23 protein-coding genes are annotated in these 19,542 nt (G+C 49.6%); 6 read left to right on the top strand and 17 right to left on the bottom strand.

What is annotated here, in order from left to right:
* Positions 1 to 423 precede the first annotated feature (423 nt).
* Both JRI89_12295 and JRI89_12290 read left to right on the top strand, forming a co-directional pair.
* Positions 424 to 675, top strand: coding sequence for a hypothetical protein (locus JRI89_12295; GenBank protein MBW2072018.1), 252 nt, complete (start codon positions 424 to 426; stop codon positions 673 to 675).
* 553 nt (positions 676 to 1,228) lie between these two features.
* Positions 1,229 to 1,399: a hypothetical protein gene (locus tag JRI89_12290; GenBank protein MBW2072017.1), complete on the top strand. Its 171-nt coding sequence runs from the start codon at positions 1,229 to 1,231 to the stop codon at positions 1,397 to 1,399.
* Between the two features lie 870 nt (positions 1,400 to 2,269).
* Here JRI89_12290 and JRI89_12285 read toward each other — a convergent pair.
* Together JRI89_12285 and JRI89_12280 are read right to left on the bottom strand one after the other, a co-directional pair.
* Complete coding sequence (locus JRI89_12285) at positions 2,270 to 2,545, bottom strand: DUF2442 domain-containing protein (GenBank protein ID MBW2072016.1); 276 nt, start codon at positions 2,543 to 2,545, stop codon at positions 2,270 to 2,272.
* Entirely contained in the window at positions 2,526 to 2,762 is a 237-nt protein-coding gene (locus tag JRI89_12280) for a DUF4160 domain-containing protein (GenBank protein MBW2072015.1), read from the bottom strand. Before JRI89_12280 ends, JRI89_12285 begins: the two co-directional genes overlap by 20 nt.
* A 658-nt stretch (positions 2,763 to 3,420) precedes the next feature.
* On the opposite strand from JRI89_12280, the gene JRI89_12275 reads away from it, so the two are divergent.
* A complete protein-coding gene (locus JRI89_12275) occupies positions 3,421 to 3,627 on the top strand; it encodes a hypothetical protein (protein ID MBW2072014.1) in 207 nt (68 codons plus the stop codon).
* A gap of 735 nt (positions 3,628 to 4,362) precedes the next feature.
* Entirely contained in the window at positions 4,363 to 4,521 is a 159-nt protein-coding gene (locus JRI89_12270; protein ID MBW2072013.1) for a hypothetical protein, read from the top strand.
* A gap of 50 nt (positions 4,522 to 4,571) precedes the next feature.
* On the opposite strand, the gene JRI89_12265 is transcribed toward JRI89_12270, so the two are convergent.
* Entirely contained in the window at positions 4,572 to 4,946 is a 375-nt protein-coding gene (locus JRI89_12265; protein MBW2072012.1) for a hypothetical protein, read from the bottom strand.
* A 42-nt stretch (positions 4,947 to 4,988) separates the two neighbouring features.
* On the opposite strand from JRI89_12265, the gene JRI89_12260 reads away from it, so the two are divergent.
* On the top strand, positions 4,989 to 5,216 hold the full coding sequence (locus JRI89_12260) for a hypothetical protein (GenBank protein ID MBW2072011.1): 228 nt from the start codon (positions 4,989 to 4,991) through the stop codon (positions 5,214 to 5,216).
* A 129-nt stretch (positions 5,217 to 5,345) separates the two neighbouring features.
* Complete coding sequence (locus JRI89_12255) at positions 5,346 to 6,875, top strand: hypothetical protein (GenBank protein MBW2072010.1); 1,530 nt, start codon at positions 5,346 to 5,348, stop codon at positions 6,873 to 6,875.
* Between the two features lie 250 nt (positions 6,876 to 7,125).
* On the opposite strand, the gene JRI89_12250 is transcribed toward JRI89_12255, so the two are convergent.
* From JRI89_12250 to JRI89_12185, 14 genes are all read right to left on the bottom strand, one after another.
* Positions 7,126 to 7,590, bottom strand: coding sequence for a pyridoxamine 5'-phosphate oxidase family protein (locus JRI89_12250; GenBank protein MBW2072009.1), 465 nt, complete (start codon positions 7,588 to 7,590; stop codon positions 7,126 to 7,128).
* A 1,323-nt stretch (positions 7,591 to 8,913) separates the two neighbouring features.
* Positions 8,914 to 9,324, bottom strand: a complete 411-nt coding sequence (locus JRI89_12245; GenBank protein ID MBW2072008.1) for a putative toxin-antitoxin system toxin component, PIN family — start codon at positions 9,322 to 9,324, stop codon at positions 8,914 to 8,916.
* Complete coding sequence (locus JRI89_12240; protein ID MBW2072007.1) at positions 9,321 to 9,536, bottom strand: ribbon-helix-helix protein, CopG family; 216 nt, start codon at positions 9,534 to 9,536, stop codon at positions 9,321 to 9,323. Before JRI89_12240 ends, JRI89_12245 begins: the two co-directional genes overlap by 4 nt.
* Positions 9,537 to 9,708: 172 nt before the next feature.
* Positions 9,709 to 10,887 (bottom strand): FprA family A-type flavoprotein, encoded by a 1,179-nt coding sequence (locus tag JRI89_12235; protein MBW2072006.1) that lies wholly within the window; start codon positions 10,885 to 10,887, stop codon positions 9,709 to 9,711.
* Between the two features lie 285 nt (positions 10,888 to 11,172).
* Positions 11,173 to 11,730 carry a rubrerythrin family protein gene (locus JRI89_12230; protein ID MBW2072005.1) on the bottom strand — a complete coding sequence of 186 codons (558 nt, stop codon included), beginning with the start codon at positions 11,728 to 11,730 and terminating at the stop codon, positions 11,173 to 11,175.
* A 560-nt stretch (positions 11,731 to 12,290) separates the two neighbouring features.
* Positions 12,291 to 12,764, bottom strand: a complete 474-nt coding sequence (locus JRI89_12225) for a TerB family tellurite resistance protein (protein ID MBW2072004.1) — start codon at positions 12,762 to 12,764, stop codon at positions 12,291 to 12,293.
* Between the two features lie 24 nt (positions 12,765 to 12,788).
* Positions 12,789 to 13,940 carry an acetoin utilization protein AcuC gene (locus JRI89_12220; protein MBW2072003.1) on the bottom strand — a complete coding sequence of 384 codons (1,152 nt, stop codon included), beginning with the start codon at positions 13,938 to 13,940 and terminating at the stop codon, positions 12,789 to 12,791.
* A gap of 205 nt (positions 13,941 to 14,145) precedes the next feature.
* Positions 14,146 to 14,598 carry a PilZ domain-containing protein gene (locus JRI89_12215; GenBank protein MBW2072002.1) on the bottom strand — a complete coding sequence of 151 codons (453 nt, stop codon included), beginning with the start codon at positions 14,596 to 14,598 and terminating at the stop codon, positions 14,146 to 14,148.
* 94 nt (positions 14,599 to 14,692) lie between these two features.
* On the bottom strand, positions 14,693 to 15,100 hold the full coding sequence (locus JRI89_12210) for a response regulator (protein MBW2072001.1): 408 nt from the start codon (positions 15,098 to 15,100) through the stop codon (positions 14,693 to 14,695).
* A gap of 209 nt (positions 15,101 to 15,309) precedes the next feature.
* On the bottom strand, positions 15,310 to 16,776 hold the full coding sequence (locus JRI89_12205; GenBank protein ID MBW2072000.1) for a PAS domain S-box protein: 1,467 nt from the start codon (positions 16,774 to 16,776) through the stop codon (positions 15,310 to 15,312).
* A 90-nt stretch (positions 16,777 to 16,866) separates the two neighbouring features.
* The gene (locus JRI89_12200; GenBank protein ID MBW2071999.1) at positions 16,867 to 17,658 is read right to left on the bottom strand and encodes a DUF169 domain-containing protein; all 792 of its coding nucleotides are present in this window, start codon (positions 17,656 to 17,658) and stop codon (positions 16,867 to 16,869) included.
* Positions 17,659 to 18,012: 354 nt separating this feature from the next.
* Positions 18,013 to 18,618: a YbhB/YbcL family Raf kinase inhibitor-like protein gene (locus JRI89_12195; GenBank protein ID MBW2071998.1), complete on the bottom strand. Its 606-nt coding sequence runs from the start codon at positions 18,616 to 18,618 to the stop codon at positions 18,013 to 18,015.
* 52 nt (positions 18,619 to 18,670) lie between these two features.
* Positions 18,671 to 18,901, bottom strand: coding sequence for a hypothetical protein (locus JRI89_12190; GenBank protein ID MBW2071997.1), 231 nt, complete (start codon positions 18,899 to 18,901; stop codon positions 18,671 to 18,673).
* A 484-nt stretch (positions 18,902 to 19,385) separates the two neighbouring features.
* Positions 19,386 to 19,542 (bottom strand): hypothetical protein (locus tag JRI89_12185; protein MBW2071996.1); only part of this gene is annotated, 157 nt, incomplete at its 5' end.

Here is a 19,542-nt window from a genome sequence, read left to right as displayed (position 1 = left end):
CCTATGGAGATCCTGGCTGGTGAAAGATCATGCTACACCTTGCTGGCTTTCATCTGCCTGAAGATGGAAGTTCACTGGCGGTCAAAGCCCATAGGAAAAGTTGCCAAGAACCTGCCACTGTTCAGAAAAATGGCAGGAAAAAATTTCACACAAAATTGTTGACAGTACCGTTACGGGAGTTACAATTTCAGTTGTCGGATTAGGCACTATGTATATGGGTACCAAACTACATCCAGAAGTAAATCAACAAACTGATCATGATACATGCGTGAATGGAGATATGCTTAGGATGAGTACTTATGGTGCCGGTTAGATCTAAATTATTAATAACAAATATCTATATGATACTGTTATGGTAGAAAACGTGAATCTAGTTTTATTACAATAGTAATTAAATCACTAAATGGCCGAGGTAAAAAATACATGTGGCAAGAAATAGATGAGAGATATAGAAGACGATATACTTTAATTGTATTTCTAGCCTTACCTATATGCTTTATTATTGGTTATTTTATAGGCATCAAGATTTTGATGTTACTAAATTGCAATCTGGACTCAAAAGGTTTGACTTTCATCGCTCTTGGTCTTGTGCCATTGTATGTTATGAGTGTCATTGTTGCTTATCGTGGACTTAGCAAAAAGAAAAGTGAAAAGAAATCGGATTCAGGTAAATAGAGATGTCAAATCTTGCCATTGACTGGAGAATGTCCTATGTTCCGCATTTCTTCTTTGTGAGGTGGCTAGGGGTGAACTTGTAGCAAAGGCACTAACTAATCAGGTTCTTTTTTGTAAGAATCTGCAACAGCCGCGATCAGCCCTGCCAAGAGCAGGACTGCCCGGCTCTTTTTTTCCGATCACACTACTGACTCCTCCCTCACTTCACTTTTGACTCCCTCCTGCGGCCGAATCCCTCTCTCTATCCACCCCTCCCGTCAACCAACCCAACTTTTCGCAGCCGATCTTATCGAGTGGTAATCAGTTGGAGGCTAACCTGTGCTATCGGTGGTTTTTTTTCAGCGGAAGATGGCTTGCAAAACGTCCGTGAACCTGCTCAAAGTTCTCATGCTGGCAAAGTCTCACTCTTTTCCTTTGCCCGAGCCGGAAATGGTTCGGGTTTTTTTATGCCTGCCCTTCCCGGGGACCCGCGTTCCGGGACGCGTGGGATGACATGGCTCAATAAAGCTCAAAGGGCAACAGAAAGCGCACCATCGAGGAGTGCGAGTGCGCTTTGGACAAGGCGGGCGGCTTTCTCGCCGAGGTAAGCAGGATTCTGGGAATGAGCAGGTCCACGGTGACCCAGCGGGTAAAAAAGAGTAAGCGGCTGCAAAAAAGCTCCAGGAGATCATCGAGTTTCATCTGGACGTGGCCGAATCTAAGTGAAAAAGTGGGAAGGGGATGAATTTATGTGTTTCCTTACCTGGCGTCGACAAAGCTATTTCTTGCTAGCTTCTCCCCTCTAATAACTGCTCAGCTTACGAAAACAGACTCCTTTCAAAGACCGACACAGGCTCCTATAACCCGGTAAGCTTTACCTACAATGCCATAGGAAACATCACCTCCAAGACCGTGGGCACAGAGGTCCTCGATTACAAATAATATGTCTGGGGACACAAGCATGCAGTAAAGGAGAAAGACCACGACGGCACCACATACACCTACACCCTACGATGCGAAGGGCAATATGAAAACCGACCATGATTTCAGAGACCTGAATGATGTGGCAACGCTGAGAATCACCTACAATGCCGATGCCCACCCGGATCGTCTACACAAAGGGCGGTAGTTCGACAACGACCGGCTTGGCCTATTGTCCCAACCTAGTTTCCCTTGGCAGTGAACCTGCCATTTTGCTCTTTTAAATTTCTCACACCAAAGGCTGGGATACCGATAATATAGCCTGGGACAAGGAGAGTTGTGATGTGGGAACACTTGGATGCTCTTTAATAGTTTAAGAAGTAAAATCAGGGAGTCTTGGTTGTTCATGGGCTGTAGCGGAGATGGTCATCTCGTATACAGTATTGGCCAGAAAAGTTGCAACGCCTATCGCTGGTATCATTTTTTCCCCACGTTAAAGGAAGTGTCAGTAGCTGGAGCTGATAAGTAAGTATTGCTAGAATGAGTTATTGGATTATAAAACAGCGTCCCCATTTCCATACTAGTTAGCAGGGTAGTGATGTCAATTCTAAAGGTCTGAGCTCTTTTCTCCGTTTGCGTGATGTCCAATTCCGGGTCTTTGGACTAACCAACTGAGACGGATACTGAGATTTACCTACGCGACTTCTGAGATCTTGCCCCCTGGAGCTGGTGCTCCCCGGAGCAATCCTTCCGTGCTCAAGTCCTCGTCGATATCAGGCCAGTGTATGCCATAGCCTCCACCGCATATCTGCCAGTTGTTTCGTTGTTGCGGTGTAGCATGGAGCAATCTGGGATACCAGGCCAGTGGCACTATAATCGTACGCCCATCAATGAGATCGACATTGAGAGTATCTTCAGTAAAACTGACATCCTTCACTCGTTCCCCAGGTTTAATGTCCGAAGTACTCATTCCATGCCTCCAGAAGGAGTTGCTCGTTTTCTTCCACGACCGAAGCTATCTTGCGCAATTCCCTCGCACTAAAACCAAGATTGCGGGCAAGTGAAACTGGATTCAGCCAAAACTTGCACGAATGGTTTTCTCGGTCAACATGCACATGTGGGGGTTCGTTGGGCTCGTGACTGTAAAAATATATTCGATATGGACCAGTGCTCAAAACAGTCGGCATAATCTGGAGCCTTTTCCAAACAGCTTGACGATATCTAAGAACCACGCGGCTTGCCTGCCTAATGGGCTTGCAGCTCCTTCGACGCTGTTTTTATTAGTATCAACGAGTTCGATCACGGCCTCTGATACTCTGCCCTTAGGTCCTCGAAAGCCCAAAAGTGCTCCACAAGCCGCATGCTATGCAATGGTCCTTTGATCGGTCCTTTGTCGACAGACAATTCACGGTGGTGTCAAAGACCCTGGCCAGTTGAATGATTTTGTCCAGAGGTGGAACATGTAGGCTGCACCCATTCTTGTTTATCTGGCAAAAGGGACTTTCTTGCCGTTAGCGCCTTTTATGTTCATTTGTGCTGCTTGATAAGCTCCTTGATCACGACGAAGCCCCTGAAAGATTTTCTTCGTTCTGCACAGCGGTAATTAACTCCTAGATTAAAATATTCCTCGAATTTCAAATTAACACTTATATAGAATCCTGCGCAACAGGAATTATTTTTTTCTCTGCTACCATCAGGGGTGTAACCTGTCGCTTTTCCGATATATAACGCGTGCAAAAGGGGGCGGGGATGATTTTATGCGTTTCTCTACTATGCAGCCGACAACAGCTTTTTCTTACTGGTACTTAAGTGCATAAATTAGAGTTATATGTAAGAGTGGGTGGCATGAGTAAAAAAGCCACCCCCATCATGTTGACAGAGGAGCAAGAGCGAACCCTGAAACAGTGGGTTCGCTTGCCCAAGACCGAGCAGCGGCTAGTGCTGAGGAGCCTGATCATTCTGGCTGCAGCCCAAGGAACAATGAACAATGTGGACCGTGATCTAGAGCTAAGTTTGGTGCGCACTATGGCGTTGCCTTTTCTGTTGAGATAGAATTCTATGATCCAAACTGATGATCATAAGTGAGGTTGTCACATGCAAACAAAAAACGATCTGTTGACTATTTTCTGAATAGTCGGCATAGGCATATTCTATGCGCTTTGGTGCTTGACCCTGCTCAGAGACTGGAGGAAACGCGAATTCAGGAATGAACACATAAGGCAATTATGGTTAATAGCAATCTTGACTAGATTTGGAGGTTTTTATATTTACTCAGGGTCTATTCTAGACCTAGAAATCACACCGTCGATGGGTGAAGAGTACACGTCCTAGGATGTGGCTTTTAGTTACCGCGATAAGTTGGCTTGCACCCTGCCATAATGCCTGGCTGGTGGTGTCAAGTCATCTCTGACGTTATCAATAACCAAGAAGACTGGAACAAGTGTTGTCTTCTATCTAAATTCTTACTGCTGTGGGCTTGTACGAATACATATTGTGCGTTTTTATTCCGCAGGGGATCTGCTTTGCCGATCTCAATTTCTGAGCCCTCTCCCCTTTCTGGGTCCGTATGCCACCTCTCCGCCAACACAACTTTTCCCACCCGACCTTATCGGATGGTAAACGGTCGCTATAGAGAGCTAAATCTGTAACTACCGGTGGTTTTTTCAGCCGATGACCGCTTGCAAAAATGTACATGAATCCGCTTAAAATTCTCATAGTGGCAAAGTTTCGCTCTCTTTCTTCGCCCGAGCCGGAAAGTGTCTCGGGTTTTTTGCGCCCGGAGAAGCCATGCCCGAATCGAGCCAAGTCTTCATGGTCGACAAGGTCAGGTTCAATCCGGAAGACGGTCTCGTCCCCTGCGTGAACAATCCCAGGGCACACCCTGAAGGCCAGATAGAGATACTGGCGCACCTAATCATAATCGCATATCGCTGCGGCGAGTGCTGAATCTATTAGCCTGGTCCGACCGAAAGGGCCGGCTCGACCACCGACCTCACCTATCTCATATACAGAGCGTTGATGAGAAGTCCCCAGAAATCTCTCGGGCTCTGCGATTCCGACAGGGATTGATAGTACCAACCGAGGTGCTGTCCACAAAAGCGGCACAGGGCGAGTTGCCATGTGTAGCCATCGAACCAGGTGTGGGCAAGTGTTGGTTCTCCCAGAGGAATGGCGCCCGGGCACACAGAGAATGTGTGAAAATCACACTCGATGCCCTGGGGGTTTATGCGCATGTGGCGGTTGCTGCCCATGATAAAGAGGAGCTTGTCTGAGTGGGTAATCATGTGGCGGCAGCTGATGCACTGGTAAACTCTGGCACCATTGCCGCCAAGGCCCGGCAGTGAAAAAAAGAGGATAGGCATCACCTCCATGAAGCAAACTTTGTTGAAACCGCGGCAGGAAAGATAACTGGATTGGCAGCACAAGTCAACGGAGGGGAGAAGCAAGGGAGTGGTGATAAGCGTGATTGTTTACCGAATGCTTCTGCTGATTATGCGATGGGCAGTCTGGACAGACTGTGCATCCCCCTTTTTCAAAAGGCGACTCTTCGAAAAGATCAAGCCCTCATTGAGAAGGAGTCCATGTTTCTTCTCTATGATGCAAACACTCTTGAACGTTACCACATTGCTAAGTTTAATTGATAAAATCCTGAGACGGTTCAGTCCCTTCTCCATTTTCTACCATAAACGGATGGATTCTTGACAACCGCTTCTCGGTTTCTGTAAAAGAGTTATCCGGCAAGACAGTAAACCAGGGCGGGAGGAAAAGTCATGCAGAAGCGCGCTGTAGTCTCGGTTGTCTCCATGATGTTGCTTTTTTCTCTGTTCCTTGTCTCTTCTATGGCGTTAGGGGCTGGTTTTAATTACTATACTTCCCCTGCCAGTATCTGGACACAATGTACCCAGGCATTTCCGTGCACGCTGCAGACTGCTCTGCAAAAGGCGGCCGCAGACGGCCTGGATTCCATTATATACGTGGGACCAGGAACTTATGATATCAGCGCCAAGGGGACCCTGATTTATTCTACCAACGATGGTGACGGCCGCTTGAGCATTGTTGCGTTGGAACCAGATAGCAAACCGGTGCTCGATGGCAAGGATACTGTACAAATACTTTCCATCGACAATGACGCAAATGGGGACAATGCTGGCGATACGAGCCTTGTGCAGATACAGAGCCTCATTTTCCAAAATGGAAAGGCGGGCGGCAGTGGAGGCGCTCTTTTCATAAAAACGGGTGAAGCCGCGGTCATAGTTGACACCTGCGAGTTTTCCCAGAACTTCACAAGTGCGTGGGGAGGCGGCGTATATATAACGTCACATACCGCCGACATTAGCCTTTCAGGTAATGTTTTTAGCGGAAACACGGGCCATTATGGTGGGGGAGTATACAGCAATTCCTATTCAGGGACTGCTGCACTAACAAATAATACATTCAGTAATAATCATGCCAACAGGGGCGGGGGCGCTTTTGTGACGTTTGAAAAATTTGGCGAGGTTGCTTTAGGCGGAAATAGCTTTGATGGAAATATTGCCGACAACCAGGGCGGAGGCCTGTGGATTTATGCAGTAAATAGCGCCACCCTGAACGCCAATACTTTTGTTGACAATCAGACGCAAAATGGGGGCGGAGGTGCCATGGTTGTGGTGGGCTCAGGTCATGCTACACTCACAAACAATATATTGGACGGCAACATAGCATTTAGTGGCGCTGGAGTGTATGTTGACGCAGTCTCGGGGACTGTTATTAGCATTACAAACAATACATTTACCAAAAACCATGCGAACTTCAGCTCTGCGGGCGGTGCTTACGTCAGACTTTCGGACGATGCCGCGGCTGATATCTACAACAATATCTTCTGGGCCAATATTGCCGAAGGCACTGCCGATGACGTTTATATCTGGGCGGATGCTGATGGAGACGGAACAGGGTCAATTGTAAGGCTTTACAATAATGATTTTTCTGGCAACGCTGTTTTTGCTGAGGACTCGGATTCAAACCCTGGAAATGGGATACTCGAATCCGAGGACCTCTACATTACAGATACAGATAACTACCATTATGGCCGCAACATCCAACAGGATCCCATGTTCGTTGATGCATCCAGTGGTGATTTTCACATAAGACGTGGTTCTCCATGTATCAATAAAGGTACCAGCCTGGCGTCCGAATTACCCGAAACTGACTTTGAAGGGGATTCCAGAACAATAGGTTCTGCTCCTGACATGGGTGCAGACGAAAGCCTGAGAGGGGGCTCAGGTGCCACGCCGTGGTTGCAGCTCTTGCTCGATGCTAATTGAGTGTGGGAGTATGAGGGCCATGAAATTGTAAGAACTTTTCCTGGGTACCGCTGCAGAGCGTACGGCTCATTCTGCCATGGCTTGCCTGCGAGGCCTGACTGTCCGCAATCCATAACCGCAGCTGCAAATCTTCACGGCTGTGATGCGTTCCGCTGAGGATCCCACAGGGGGGCAACATATGAATGGGCTGGGAAAGACCAGAGAACCACTACCTGTCAACGCTTTTCTTGACCTGGGCAGATAAGGGAAATCACTGTTTTCGTGCCTTGCCCGTTAATTTATTGATAGTAATCTTGAATACTCTAGTTTTATCTTTCAAATCCTCAATATATTTAAGTCCCTTGTCGAAAAATTCAGGAGAATACTTGCGTAATAGTCCTTCCAGGGCAAGTTGCTTGTTCACATCAAATACTTCTTCAACTTCACCTGAAACTATTGCACTCTCATATCTTGTAGCAAATTTGTCAGGTAGTATCTCGGTATTGCCAACAACACAGAACGATACGAATTTGTTGTGGTTGATATTATCAATTTTCTGTCCCACAAGGGCGCAATGAAAATATATACAGCCATCGATTAAGCAAAAGTTAAGAGGTACACCATACGGCCTTCCATTTTCTGAAACCGTCGACAACACGCCGTATTCAGCTTTTTCCAGTAAAGCTCTTGCTTCTTCTTCCGTAATAGCACGGTCTTTTCTGCGCATCTTTTTCATTTTCTTTCCACCTTAACGGCCAGGTTCACTGGGCGCGCTGCCTTTTTCGAGTCCAGCTGCGAGCACATTGTTGGACATCGAATATTTCGTTTAATAGAGTACTGTAATCCTGCGCCTCAGAGCCAGGTTAGAGAAATCATGGGTCTACCGTTTGCGTTTTCCATGAAATCGTGGTGGCAAAGCCATCAATCGAGCGAGCGTAAAGCCTGGTCCTCAGGGCAATGGACATATCGATGGCATTCTTTAGAAAAAATGTTCTATTAAAAGAAAATTGTGAAACACTTCTCTCGAACTGAATTTTCATATCGTTTAGTGCATTTCTAGGGAAGATTCCCGATGCATGTTGAAGACCAATTCATTATATATTTCGATTTCTCCGCTGCCAACCTCGATTGCAAAATTTTCAACCAATTTTTCATTGTTCTATTACTGCTAATGCCGAGACGAACGGCGAGTTCTCCGTGATAACGGCAGGGCAGCTGCTGCTTATGGCGGAGGTTCCGCAGGGTCGAATGGTTGGTTCCCGAGGCTCGCAGCGGCGAAGAACCAGGCGGACGCGCGGGTACCGGTCAACTCGGCATTCTCGTGGCGCGCAGCGCCGCGGGAACGACCAAGCTCAGCTGTAGCGGTTCAGTGAAGCTGTACCATTGTCGGGTGGAGCGGTTGGTTCGGCCTAAAACTAAAACATCGGATAACAATGCTCGCAGAGGTAGTCATTGCCCGAGATGGTATAGCCATCCTCGCCAAGTGAGATGATCTTCTTGCATTTTGCGCATCTGGTCGGCTCGTAGTCAGGTGGGTTCTCCAACTTTTCGAAGTTGTACTCGTTTGTGCCAAAGTAGACGTATAATTCTGTTTCAAAAGCATCTTTGCATTTGGCACAATTCTTCCAGTTTCCCTCGTGTTCCTCAGCATAATGATAGCCGCAGAGCGTGTACCGGCGATGGTTCCTGAAGCAACTGGTCCGTCCATATGAAAAGGGGATGTATTGGTGCTCATCGTCACAGATCCAGTGACCACAACACTCAGTCCGCGTGAGATTTCCTGTCTTGCCACAAAGTCCGCATCGAAGTCGATCAGCCTGTGAGGCCTTCTTCCGTTTTGCTGTGCGCTTTCTCTTCAGTTTCTTCTTCGATTTCTTTCGACTTGTCATGTCATCTATACCTTATTCTTCGGCAACCAACGGTTGAGCTCAAGAGCGCGGCTGGTCGGTGGCTGGTATTTTGCCTTTCTTAGTCTGCATTGAAAAACGAAAGAAACTGTTAGCCCCGTCCGTTGCTGCGATTGCTTAGGTGCACAACACAATGGCAACTGCCGGAATCTCTACTGACGGGGCCGTTCCTTAAGCATGTTCCAGAAACCACGGGGATCTGTGATTGTGATACCAGCTTGGTCCTTGACATCGTGTAAATCGCGGTCACCTGTCACAACAACATCTGCATTCGAGGCCAGTGCAGCATCCATAATATTTAGATCATCTGGATCACGGATGATCAAATCGGGGAGGTCTTCTGATATGGGCTCAACGTGATATCTACGGAGAAGTGCTATTATGAAATGAACATGCTTTTCTGGTACCCCAAATCGCTCTGTCAACACCCGTTCGAGCTCAGCCAAAACGAATTCGCTGGTTATCAGTTCGTGTTCGGCGAGAACGGTGCGAAAAACATCGGCGCATAGGCCACGTGTAGCGAACGCACTTACCAGTACATTCGTATTCAGGAAAACCCTCACGACACGTCCCGAAACACATCTTCGTCAGTCAAATACCCGCGAGCTTCCGCAAAGGGGAGAGCCTCTTTCCTGAGTTGTTCGCACAGAATAGAGAGTTGCCGTCTCAGAGCGTCGCGGATTACATCGCTTCGGGTGCGACCGGTCCTTAGGCTCACTTGGTCGAGCATGCGCTCCAGGTCGTCATCAAGCCTTATGGTAAGGCTTGTTTTCATGTCTTACAATGTAACGCAGGCCACTTGAGATGACAAGGCGAAAAGTGGACCTATTATGTTCATATTATGTTCACTGACGCTTGAACTCACTGGTTTTTACGAAGCGCAACGGAGTAAAAATCCAGTGCAGTGATTTGTTAGGAGAATTTCTTGGAAGAAAAATATCACCCGACTATTTGAATCCCTGTTCTTTGTGTTTAGTCGCGATAGTCTCAGCCAAATTCTCAAGAGCTTTAAAATCAGTCTCTGACGGTAACCCTTTGGAAAGAACAGGTTCGATAACTTCTACTTTAAGATTAGGAATCATTCCTGCCAAGACTTCTACAGTCTTACCACCCCACCCGTAGGAACCGATAATGGAAAGAAATTTTGTTTTAGGACGCAGGGCGTTTGCCAGGAACGCGGCATACGCGGCGTAAGGATGAGGTCCAGCCAGGATTGTTGGAGTTCCAACTACGATTGTAGCCGCATCAATCAGGGCCATGGCAAGTTTTCCTATATCCGTAGCAACAAGATTGAACTGTTCGACTCCGACACCTTTCTCCACAAGAGCAGATACAAGATAATCGACCATCTGCCTTGTACTTTCATGCATGGTTACATATGGGAGGACTACTTTGTTTCGGAGTGCTCCGACGACCCAGTCCTTATAAGCATCAATAATGAGGGAAGCCCGGGGATATATCTGTCCATGGCTGGGGGCTATCATCTCTATCTCGTAGGATGCCAGTTTCTCAAGGTTCTTCTGGATCGTGCTTCGAAAGGGCATCATGATCTCGGCAAAATAGCGTTTCGCCGCTTCTAACACACGCCCTTCATCAGTGACGAATAGATCGGTTGTCGCGATATGGGAACCAAAAAAATCACAACTGAAAAGAATTTTGTCTTCTTCGAGGTAAGTCGACATGGTCTCGGGCCAATGGACCCATGGGGTATAGATAAACTTCAGGGTCTTGTCGCCAAGGGAGATAGTTTCACCATCTTCTACAGTTATGAAAGCTTTTTCAGGTACCTGCAGAAGATCCATGAGCATCCCTTTTGCCTTGGAGCTTGTTATAAGCTTCGCATCAGGAAATTTTTTAAGTACCTGCGGAATTGTCCCGGAATGATCCTGTTCTGCGTGTTGGGAGATGATATAATCAAGCTTTGGAATACCTTCAAGTTGGGAAAGCAATTCATGGGCCATGGGTGGATCAACAGTGTCCAGCAAGGCAGTCTTCTCGCTCCCTTCGATGAGATACGCGTTATAGCTTGTCCCGTCCGGAAGCGGGATAAGGGTGTCAAAGAGACGCCTGTCCCAATCTACAGAACCCATCCAGTAAATTTTGTCTTTGATTTTCCTTGGTCTCATAGTATCTCCTTTATTAGTTCCTCACATTTTCCGACTAGCTCCCTGATTCTATTTCTCCAAATGCGGAGTTGAGCGGCGGGTTCTCCGTGATAACGGCAGAGTGATCTGCTGGTTATGGCGGAGGTTCCGCGGGTCGAACGGTTGGTTCCCGAGGCGCGCAGCGCTGAAGAACCAAGCGGGCGACCGGGCACCGGTCAACTCGGCATTGCCGCGGTTCGAGGCGCCGGGGGAGCAAAATGTCGTGATCCTCCTGATCGTAAAAGTCTTTTTGCTGATGTTCTCACGCTACTTCGTGAAAGCCACGAATGCTTCGCGCGGCTGGCCGCACACAGGGCAGCGATCCGGGGCGTCTCCCTGCCTGGTGTGGCCGCAGACGCTGCAGATCTGCACATCGTCGAGGTCCATGTCCTTGCCGCTGTCTACGGCCTGTTTAGCCTCGCTGAACATGGCAGAGTGTATTTTCTCGGCCTCGAGGGCATAGTGGAAAGAGCGAATAGCATTCCGTTCATTCTGATCTCTGGCCACCGCCAGGTAGGCCGGATACATCTGCTCTATCTCGAAGTTCTCGCCGTCAATTGCACCCTGGAGGTTCTCCGAGGTGGAGGTAAGACCAAAACCAGCCATGGAAGCAACAAGAAAATCACCTTTCACATCAGCAAGTTCATGGAAATGATTGCTGGCGTGCACTTCTTCCGCATAGGAAATTGCCCTGAAGAGGCGGGCCACATTGGGAAAACCTTCTTCTTCTGCTCTCTTGCCCCACACCAGGTAGCGCATGTGAGCCTGACTTTCTCCTCCAAAGGCAGAGCGTAGGTTCGCCGCTGTCATCTCATTCATTGTCATACCTCCTTTTGTTTTGCTAGCGGGACGAGCTGACATACTTGCAACAAAGGCCAAATCTTCAGCTGTCCCGGTTGATCCAAACAGCAACTGTAAAGAAAAAGAAGCCTGGATTGAACAATGCTGCTGATAGCATACTTTAGAGAACCGTGTTTTTCCAGTGCGCTGCCAGCAAAGACTTTCAGCGTTCAGGTTCAAGCAGCCCCTGTTTCACCGCCCCCATGTGGCCTGCGATGAGAAGTTGTGCTGCCCTCGTGCGGGACCCCGGGTCGCACAGAGATTCACTCGTGGTCCTCCCTGCGGTCTGAACTCGGGGTGGAAGAGAGTCGAGCAGGTGGGGTCAGAGGCAAGGGGGATGAAAACCGCTCGCTTTAGAGACAGTTTATCTTCTTGACGCTCATTTTGCAATCACTACATTTCTGAGGAAAAAACCGCACATAAAGTGAGGAGCGCCTCGAGATGTCCTGGCCTGAGCGTTTACAGATTGCCTGGCACGCAGGTGAGTGCGGCAGAAAGCGGAGCCTGGAACAGAACATAAAACAACTTTGCTTGCAGCCATGGTTTCAGCTGCTGGATTGTTTCTGCTCGGAGAGCACCTTCATCTTGGCGTCAATGAGTTCTTTGTGGTCCAGGCGAAGAAGATTCGCCAGTTTGTGGATCAGGTAGTCTTCGTACTTGTTCAGTCTGCCATCGGAATAGACTATTCTCCAGAGCAGCTCTACGATGTTCTTTCTTTCTGCCCTGGAATAATTCTTGTTGATATTGCTGGTGAAGTGCCAGAGATCCGTACTCTTGTCTGCCTGGGTCTTTGCTTGCTGCAGCAGGGAGTCCACTTCTGCTGGAGATAGGCTGTAGTGCTGGCTCAGTATATCGACTATGGTACTTTTTTCAGTTTGACTGAAGGTGCCGTCAATGGTTGCCATTTCTATGAATAGAGCTGCAGTGGCAAGCTGGACATTTGCAGTGTAAGCATCGGCCACAGGCTGACGCTTTGCCGATTTCTTGGATTCCAGGGCTTTCTTGATCAGAGCAAGCATCTGTTCATCCTTGATTCTTGCCGGTCAGCCAGTGTCCTTGCTGATCAACGGCAGCACGTGTTCTGTTAGATAACTCAGACATTCATCCATGTATCTGGCGCAGCGCTCGTGCCCTGTGCTCCTGTGGGGCTGGTCGCGAAGGGTTTTCGACACTGATTGATAGAGGCCCGGGTTGTGGGGCCAATGGGGCGGCAGGGTGTCAGGGATTTCCACCTGATTCATTATGGCCCAGGCCAGCGTCCAGGCGCGCGCCACGTTGAAAATGTGGTAGCCGCCGCCTCCCAGAGCCAGCAAGGGTAGATTGAACTCCAGGAGCATGGCCACAGCCTCGGCAAAGCCGTTGGTGGTGAGTTCGAGCGACGCAAGTGGATCTTCACGCAGACTGTCTACTCCCAGCTGGCTGACAATAACATCCGGCTGGAAGCGGTCCATGAGAGGAGGCACAAGAGTTCGGAAGCCCCTGAGAAAGACCTCATCGTCTGCACCCGGCAGCATTGGGATGTTCACGGCATAGCCAGCGCCTCTGCCCTGTCCAGATTCAGAGACGCTGCCCGTGCCAGGAAAGAGAGAGCGGCCGTCCTGGTGGAAAGACACGGTGAGCACTTCGGGGCTGTGGTAGAAGGCCCACTGGACACCGTCGCCGTGGTGAGCATCAATATCCAGGTAGAGAACCCGCATACCTTTTTCCAGAAAATGATGGATTGCCACAACGGGATCATTGAGATAACAGAAGCCTGAAGCTCTGTCGGCGAGCGCATGATGGAGCCCGCCTGCTATATTGAATGCCAGCCGGGCCTTGCCCTCAGACAAGAGTCGGGCGCCTTGCAGAGAAGCACCCGTGTGCAACAGGGACCACTCCCATAAGCCGGGGAACACAGGATTGTCGCCGTAGCCAAGTCCATGCACTCTGCTGCTGCTGAGCTGGCCTTTGCTGGCTTGCTTCAGGGCCTCCAGGTAGGAGCGAGTGTGAAAGCGAAGCACCTCTGCTTCCGAGGCAGGCTCGCTTTCCATGAGTTGGCTGTCTGCGAGGTCGAACAGGCCATAGGCCTGGCAGAGCTCATAGGTGAGTCGCAGCCTGTCGATCTTGAGAGGGTGGTTCATCCCGTAGCTGAAAGAAAAGTAGCGCTCGGAATAGAGAAATACCCTGCGGCCAGGCCTGTCTTCGCGGTCAGTCATCTGGATAACATTTCTGTGAACTGGCGGTGAGAGCGAAAGGAGCAGCTTTCTTCGTTGTATGTTTGCCTCTGGCTCAGATTTGATACTCTAGCGCAGCAGTTCAATCTGGTCAAGCGGCGCCAGAGACAGAAGCTTGCCAGCCCTTCAATCTGGTCGTTTCTTGATTTATGAGCATGCAACCCCGGGAGGGCATTGCCAGATCTGTTCAAATTTCGATTTCGCTGACAAAAGAGACGGCCAGATAGTTTTTCTGCCTGTCGATCCGTTTCACCAGGCAGTCGAGTTGCACATCGGGCGGAGCTGAGGGGTCAAAGGCGCTGGCGTGCACGAATATGCCAACAATGATCCGGTCGCCAGCTTCCACAAATGTCTGGCTGTCTGTTTCAATGAGGGCGCCGCCCGCACTGACATTGACAACTTTACCGTTGACAGTAGTATCCTGGTCGATTGAAATGACCGCCGTAAACAGCCTCTTTATACGGCTGTGTACTCTCTTTTCTGACAGGTATTCCCGACATTCATCACAGGTGCGTTTGGCTGCTTCTAACTCGGCAGGATCGAGCAGCTGTGGAATGAGCATTATCCTGTCAATCGTTTCCAGCTGTCTGCACCGCCTCTCTTCATATGAGCGGCAACTGTCCCAGTGTTCTTTTTTCATAATGTAGTTTGCTATGCCGAAGAGTAGTTGTAGAATTCACCCTGCGGAATTCCTGATGGCAAACTTGGCCGCACTGAATTGCAGGGTGACCGAGTCAGGATGCCTGCTCAATTACAGAATTTACCCTGGCAGCCAGCTCCTCGAGATTTACTGGTTTGCTGATAAAGTCATGAGCCCCGGCTTCCATGGCCTCCTCGGTACGGTTCAAATAGGCGGTCATGATGATGATGGGAATGGCGCTGGTTTTCTCATTGGCTTTCAGGCGGTGGCACACTTCTATGCCGCTCATGCCCGGCATTTTTACATCCAGCAAGATAACCTGCGGACACTCTTTTTCAGCCAGTGCCAGCGCTTCTAAACCCTCAGAGGCCAGAATTACCTGGAAACCTTCTGCAGAAAAAAAGCTGTAGAACAGCTCTCTGATTGCTCTCTCGTCGTCTACGATCAGTACTTTTGCAGCCACAACTTCTACCTCATGCGCGCCGCAGTTTCTCTGTTGCATGCCAGCACTATCTCCTGTCCAAATAGGGAAGAATAAAAGGCTGAGATCCAGGCCTACAATCTTCAAGGATAAATGAAATGAGAGATTGAGGTGACGGCTGATAACGCTTCCCTTATCTGTTGCAATGAAAACATAGATCTTTTAAATGACAGAGAGTGGCGAAAAACACAACCCTGCAAAAGTAGTTACATAATAGTTATAATAAATCACTATTTTGAGATAGATTGTAAATAAGAGCGCAGATTTATCTTCTTTTGCTTGATTCCCAGCTTGCTGCGCAAGTGATAGCGGTGAGTCTGTACCGTGTTTTCAGAGAGATTCAGCAAAGCGGCAATTTCTTTGCTGGTCTTGCCATCTCTTATCAGGTTGGCAAGTTTGAGCTCAGTGGGAGTCAGGTATGAGGACATGTAGGACAGTTTCATTGTTAAAGGCGAGATTATCTCTTTCACATAGGATTCCAGGAGCGAGGCCAGGGTCATCTGCTCGGGCCTGAGGTTGCTTTTTTTCAGTTTGTCGATGTAGGGCAGCAGGAGGTGTTTGCTGTTCATCATGAACTTTGCTTCAACTTGCCTTTTGTCCTCCTCACGCTGCCTCAACAAGACCCGCAGGGCACTGTTCACCTCTTCGAGTTCTCTGGTGCGCATTCCCAGATCTGTTTCTCTGCGTCGCAGTTCTTCTTCAACCTGCTTCCTTTCCTCGATTTCGTGCCGGAGTTTCTCATTCAATATCAGCAAGGCAGCAGTGCGTTCCTGCACTCTCTGTTCGAGTTCGGCGTAAGCTTTCTTGAGAGCTTCCTCAGCCTGCTTGCGTTCAGAGAGGTCCACATCTATACAGAACATGGTATTGGGCCTGTTTCCGAGACAGACAACAGTGTGGATAGAATACACTGGCACCAGTGAGCCATTCTTGTGCAGCAGCATGTATTCGCCGCCCAGCATAAGCTCGCCAGACTCGGTAGCCTTTGCTCCGATCCTGAGACCTTCCTGGAAGGAGGGTCTAATGTCAGGTGGAATTATCAAATCTGCCAGATTCTTGCCCACAGCTTCTGCCGCTGTATAGCCATAGACCTGTTCACTTGCTTTGTTCCAGTAGAGCACGGTGCCGTCCGTGCTGTAGCCCTGTATGGAAACCCCGGGGATGTGTTCGAGCAGATTGCGAAATCGTTCCTCGCTTTCGAGGAGGGCTTCTTCTGTTTTCTTGCGATCAGTGATATCTCTGACGTACTCCACCACTGCCTCAACCTCACCAGTGGCGCCATTGACAATTGGGAAGCTGAACAGGTCGAGCCAGCCCACAGTCTCACCTTTGCGCCCCTTTTTGGGAACAATTTCCCGGCCGCTTACCCCCTTGCGCAAGGTTATCAGGGTGGGGCAGATCACACAGGGTTCACTTCGCCCATGGTAAACCTGGTAGCACTTGCTTCCCTCAAAAGTTGTCCGGTGGGCATACCATTTCCTTATGGTGTCATTCACCTGCAGGATATTGAGTTCTCTGTCAAGGATGCTGACGCCATCCTGAATACTGTTCAGGATATGGGAAAAAAAGCGCTCTCTTTCTTGAAGCTTCTTCTCGCTCCTGAGGCGCGCCTGTTCACAATTTTCGAGGCGTGCCACCCTGCGGCGAAGTTCACGCAGCTCCTGCAGCAGCTCTTCTCTGGATTTGTGACGATCAGTCATGCTGGCCACTCAAACCTGTAACTCTGGTGGTACACAGACGGATATTACCACAACTAGAATAATGCCATTATCTGGAGAGGGTGGGCCCTGTCAAAAGAGCTCCAGTTGTTGAGCCAGCTCTTTGTACTGTTTGGGAAATACCGGCTCGAAGTTCTGATAAAAAGTCACCGGGTATCTGGCGCCGATCTTGTTGCCGGCCTGCTGCAGACCCTCCAGAAGATCGCTGAGGTCCCGGCCTGGAATAGAGAAAACCATTTCATCGTCCTGTGTCATGGAAAAAATGCGGTCTCCCATGCCGGGAATGGCAATTCGAGGTGACTCTGTCTTGAGTGGTGCTATGAGGTATTCACTGCATTCCACCTTGCCGCCAAGTAATCCCTTGACGCGATTTCCTCTCTTGAAAGTCCATGCCTGGGTCAGGCGCATTATCTGGGCAGGATTGCCGTAGCAGGCAACCACGTCAGGGTCAAACAATCCTTTGCCGAGAGGAGCCAGCAGGAGCGCCTGGAATTCATTGTTGGCGAACCTGCTCATGGATTGCACTTCGCTGTGGGCCTGGGCCCTGTCCTGGTGAAAATTGATCTCGCAGAACAGACTCGTCAGTGAACCACCGGGGTCCTCTGCACCGCTCAGGCCGAAGGCAAGCAACGCTGGCACGCAAATGATGTCTTCCTTTGTCAACCCCACTGTCCAGCCATAGAGGCGCGCCATGGTTACAGCCTGACAGATGGTAATTCTTTTTCCCAGGAACTGGTAAGGACGGCGCGTTTTTTCGGGAAATTCCAGGTCATCACCGAGAAACTTCACAGCAACTGGAAGGGTTTTCAGACGCAGGTCGTTTCTGATAAATTCAGCTGCATCCCGGTATGATATGTCAGCCATGGATCTCCTCCTTGCATCCAGGAAGCCTTGCCCGGATAGTTGAAAGATAACATTGTCGTTAGACTGCGGCCTCGGTGTGACTGTTGGTCCCAGCGATTCTGGCAATTGCACTCCAGGGTCCGCAGTGGAGTTGGCAACCAGCAAGGCCCGAATCTCGTCTGAATCACCCTGCCAGTGGAGCCTTTCCCTGGCAAGCTCAGGGAAGACAGGGCTGCCCTCCTTCGCAGCCTGCCATGCAGATCAGCGCGGCAGCTGTTCCCGGCTAGCAGGGGGAGTTGTGTCGGCGAGGCTCCCTTTTCAGAAGTATTGCAGTCACGCCGGAGCGTGTTTCATCAATCTTCCACCTGTCCGGGGTCAACGGCTTCTCTGGTAAGTGCCAACGAGCTCTGCCTTTGCCAGGATATGTCCCTTCATTGCCTTTTCCAGGGCTGACTTGGTGGGAGTCCCGAGGTCAGGGAGTACAACGTCGAGAGCGTAGAGTTTATGAAAGTATCGATGCCTGCCTATGGGCGGACACGGGCCACCGTAGCCGGTGCGTTTCCAGTCGTTCAACCCCTCCCTGGTCCCGGCCGGCAAATCCGAACTCTTGACGCCTTCAGGCAGCCCCTGGACATGGGCCGGAATGTTGTAGAGCACCCAGTGGACCCAGGTCATCCTCGGTGCGGCAGGATCAGGGGCATCGGGGTCGTCGACGATGAGGGCGAGACTTTTGGTGCCTTCCGGCACACCCGACCAGCTCAGAGGTGGTGAAGTGTCATCACCATCACAGGTAAAACGAAGGGGGATCTCTCCGCTCGGTGAAAATGCCGAAGATGTGAGTGTAAAAGCCACGGTAAGACCTCCTTTTCGTTTGCTGTCAGCATTCTTTGCCAGACCTGCAGCGGTCAGGACAAAGAGCGACACAAAGCTCAATAAAATTATGTTGCCACGGTGCAGAAAAGGTATGTCTCTGATTTTCATGCCTGATTCTCCTGCTGCAAAGAAAAGCTTCATGGAAAGAGCATGCTAGCCTCTAATCCGGATCATAGAAATCCAGTTCATCTCTTGTGGCAATGACAAACTGGTATCGCCCGTAGTTGCTATTCTGTGACTGCAGGTATTTAACAATAATAACAGGATGGCTGCTGTTTCTCAAGTGCGGCACAGGCGCATAGGCATTGGAACAACCAAGAACCAGGATAATACTGAGCATAGTAGCGCAGAGAACACACAGAGCTGCCAGCCGTCTCCCTGGCATGTACATGAGGCCTCCAGATTTGCAGAATAACACTCTCAGCCAGTCTTCAGACTGGAATCAGCATGTTGCTGCTGTAAAATCCCAGCAGATCTCGTTTCACAAGAAATCTGGAAATGAGCAGCACACCATAGCTGCTCCTTGCATGTTTTAGTCAAGAGTCGCAACCCTTGTGGAGGTTATAGTCAGGGCAATGCATCAGGAGGACTCTGCCTGTGGGCAGGATTATTATGAATATACTGCCTGCAACCAACTGGAATCGCAGTTGCGCTCGAGGTGTAGACAGGGAAACATTCAGCTCACGCTGGCCTGCCCAGAACGCAGTGAGCCATTGTGACAGAAAGGCCGAGCCTTGCCACTGGAAAGACCCAACCTCGTGTCACCCTGGCACAGCAGCCACTAGACCACTAAATTATCTTGCCTGCCGGCTTGTGACCGCAGAACTTGCCTGAGGCAGCCAGCACACCCTTTTTCTGCCCTGTTTGCCCCGCATTTAATTGACAACCTCACCGCTTGCTTGCTGGAGAGTGAGTGTAGTGCCGTAGGTCTTGTGCTCCTGGCTCGGATATCCGAGTATCTGCGCATAATAACTGTTGACAAGTCTTTCACCAATGAGGCGTGCCAACCGCTTGAAGAAGAGCAGCCCACTT

It is taken from the genome of Deltaproteobacteria bacterium (assembly GCA_019309045.1).
Taxonomy (GTDB): domain Bacteria; phylum Desulfobacterota; class Syntrophobacteria; order BM002; family BM002; genus JAFDGZ01.
Note: the sequence above shows the minus strand (reverse complement) of the source record. Positions and strands in the feature narration are given on the sequence as shown.